Annotated in this window: 1 protein-coding gene and 1 pseudogene; one reads left to right on the top strand and one right to left on the bottom strand. The window is 45.0% G+C overall.

Features of this window, described 5'->3' with window-relative positions; genetic code table 11:
- A pseudogene (locus tag FC49_RS10395) lies at positions 1-173 on the bottom strand (ISL3 family transposase); the annotation flags it as partial.
- 519 nt (positions 174-692) lie between these two features.
- Between FC49_RS10395 and FC49_RS10355 the strand changes: the two are divergent.
- Positions 693-3,346: serine-rich glycoprotein adhesin (locus FC49_RS10355; protein ID WP_162253478.1), on the top strand; the 2,654-nt coding region annotated here is incomplete at its 3' end.

Below are 3,346 nucleotides of genomic sequence, written 5' to 3' on the forward strand. Positions count from 1 at the left end.
AAGCCATTTTTAAGCATCGGCTGACCACAGCGTGGGCAGCGCAATGGATAAGATTGAATGAAGTGAATGACAATTCGATCACCCTGGTCTTCAATGGGCTCAGTGAAATGTTTCTCATCTAATTCTAGGTGGCAATCTTTAACTCCTAAGGCAACTCTGGTAGAATAATTCATGAAAGATGGTCCTTTCTTAAACGAAGACGGGGTCCAACCATCTTTCGTTTTTTATTTTAAATTTAAACCAAAATAAGCACTGATGTTAAATCCATCAGTACTTAAAATTGTAGAACCGAATTTTATTAGTCGATTAATGAAATGAAAAAATGGCATTTGAAAGCAGAATGATTAAAATAATTATAGCTATTTATATGATGATTAATTGACTGCTGCTGTGTAGCTGTCTATTTTCCTTAAATAATTCATATGGTCGGTAAATCATTTATAAATATTTTTTGAAAAAATTATGAATTATTTATCGATAGAAAACCATTGCAATGCCGGGCATAACAGTGATTGTAGCCTATTCGCATTCACTGATGAAGCGATAAGTGGCCTAGACTTTTCCGAAGAAGCCGTTATAATTGATAAATGTTTAGGATGATGTGGGAAATGCAGTAGCTATTAATACATTTATTACTTAACGATAACCATATCAATTGATAATTAAAATCTCAGATGATGGAGGCTTCACTCATGGAAAGAGGAAACAGAAAAATAGATCGGGAAGAAGATCGTAGTCAGGTCAAACTTTACAAGACCCGCCACGGTTGGGTCAGCTGCCTGACACGTTTCTTCCACTTATTATCATTTGGTGCTAAGTCCGAAGTGCGGGCTGAACAGTTTGTCAATCCAGATGACTTAAAAGATCACGTTAGCGGCTCGACTGAATCTTACCTGAAGGGAATGTCGGTCCTTGGTGCAACGATGCTGGGGATTGGTGGTGCTGCCGCGGTTGCTCCAACCACGGTTCACGCCGCAACTGAAACCGCTGGCGACCAGGGCTCCGTTGTGCTCGGTTCTGCGAGCCAGGCCAGCGCTAGTACGAGTCAATCCACGAGTTTGTCACAGGATAGTGGTTCTACTTCTGGAAGCACTAGCAATGCTAGTACCAGTGGGTCGACTTCCGCTGCCAGCAATTCTAGTTCTACCTCTGGTCAGCAGTCCAACAGTGGTTCGCTGACGAACGGCAGTACAAGTCAAGCCAGCACCTCGGGGAGCATGAACAGCGAAAGTGCCGCCCAAATTTCTGCTAGCGAGTCGACTTCTGCTTCAGCAGCAACGAACAGCCTTTCAATTGCCACGAGCACTTCGGTTGCAGATAGTGTTTCTATTGCTGAATCACAATTATCTTCAACTGCAAGCCGTAATCAGCTGGCTGGTTTAAGCGCTTTGGCAAATTTTGTGGCGATTGATACTAGCACCCATGTTGCAAGTGAGTCTGAACTTCGGAAGGCCCTTGACGATGGAGCTACCGAAATTACTTTAGATAACGATATTCAGATTAATCGTGGTACCTTGACAATCGGTCATTCCGTTACCATTAATGGTAATGGGCATACGTTAACCCTCGGAAATAACCATTTTGAAGCAAAGAACCTGCTAAATGACGTGACATTCAAGCTCCAAAATATGAACCTTTCCTATAAGTCTTATGGGGTTAAACTTAACGCCAACAAGAACTTCACTGTGATTTTCGATGATGTCCAAGCAACTGGTGGTACGTTGGCATGGGCCAACACTTATACGCCAAATAACGGCAATAATACCTTTGTCTTCTCCGGAAATACCACGGTGACAGCTGATGCAGGCAGTTCGTTCTTTGATTTCAGTGGAACAACGGTGATTTATGGGATGGATCATGTCGAAATTTCGGCTGGTGCTAACGTAACCTTTAACAATAACAATGTTGCGGACTACACGATTCAAAGCCGTTATGACGATGCTGAATCATTTGTTATTGATAAGAATGCTACTGTGACCTTTAATGGTGCCAAGCAGGGGAACATCCTGCTTGAACAGAACCATGCTGGTGAACACACTGTTGTCGTTGGCGAGAATGCAACCCTTAATATGACGGCTACCGGCTTTAATATTAAGTCTGCTGGCTGGGGAGCACAGACCGTTGAATTTCGGAGTGGCTCCAAAGCCAATTTGATCACCACTGGTAATAGCTCTAAGGGGACCGCATCGGCCGGTAAGCAGGATGGCAACATCATCATTGGGACCCTGAACAACCGCAATGCTGAGCTTACTATTAAGATTGATCCAAACGCAGCCGTTACAATGACCGCTCCTAGCGGTGTGAACAATATTGCTCCATACGGTGGGCGCATAGTTAATGTTGACATCAATAATCCAGAGGTTGTTGTCCTGAATAATGGTGCGACGAGTGGTGATGCCTACGGTAATAAAGTAGCCGTTAATCTTTCCAATGCAAATGTAAAGGTAAATGACGGGAAGTTTACTGACGTTATTGGCACCAATTCGACGGTCTACACCGGTACAAACACTGGTACTGTTACTGGGTCAACATCGCTTGCTAACGATGGCACCAGTTTTGCTAATGCTTCGCTCTCGATTTCTGCTTCATTGAAGACCAGTATTGCTACTTCACAGGCAACCAGTACCTTACTCCTGGTTAATAATGGTTCAACCAGTACCGTAGTCTATCAAGGTAGTGGAGTTGTAAGTCAGTCAACTTCAACTTCTGCACAAACCAGTATGTCAACATCGGCCTCGACTTCGAGTAGCACTTCAGCACTTACTTCAGAAAGTGCGTCAACGTCCGCCAGTGGTTCGATGAGTATTTCAACGAGTGGTTCCACTAGTGCCTCAACGAGTGCGTCAAACTCATTGTCTACTAGTACCTCGACTAGTGGGTCAACATCTGCTTCAACTTCCGTATCCACGAGCGCATCTACTAGTACGTCTACATCTGCGTCAACGTCAGCATCACTGAGTGCATCGACAAGTGCATCAACCTCCGCATCGATTAGCGCGTCAACGAGTGCATCGATGTCAGCATCAGCAAGTGCATCAGTAAGTGCGTCGACAAGTGCCTCAACTTCCGCATCAATGAGTGCATCTATATCAGCCTCAGTGAGTGCATCGACAAGCGCCTCCATGAGTGCTTCAACAAGTGCCTCAACATCTGCATCGATTAGTGCGTCAGCAAGTGCGTCGACGTCCGCCTCAGTGAGCGCATCTACGTCAGCATCGACAAGCGCCTCGACCTCAGCTTCAATAAGTGCGTCGACGAGTGCCTCAACATCTGCATCGACAAGCGCATCCACAAGCACCTCGACTTCTGCCTCGATTAGTGCATCAACCTCCGCATCGATTAGCGC

It is taken from the genome of Limosilactobacillus oris DSM 4864 (assembly GCF_001434465.1).
GTDB lineage: Bacteria > Bacillota > Bacilli > Lactobacillales > Lactobacillaceae > Limosilactobacillus > Limosilactobacillus oris.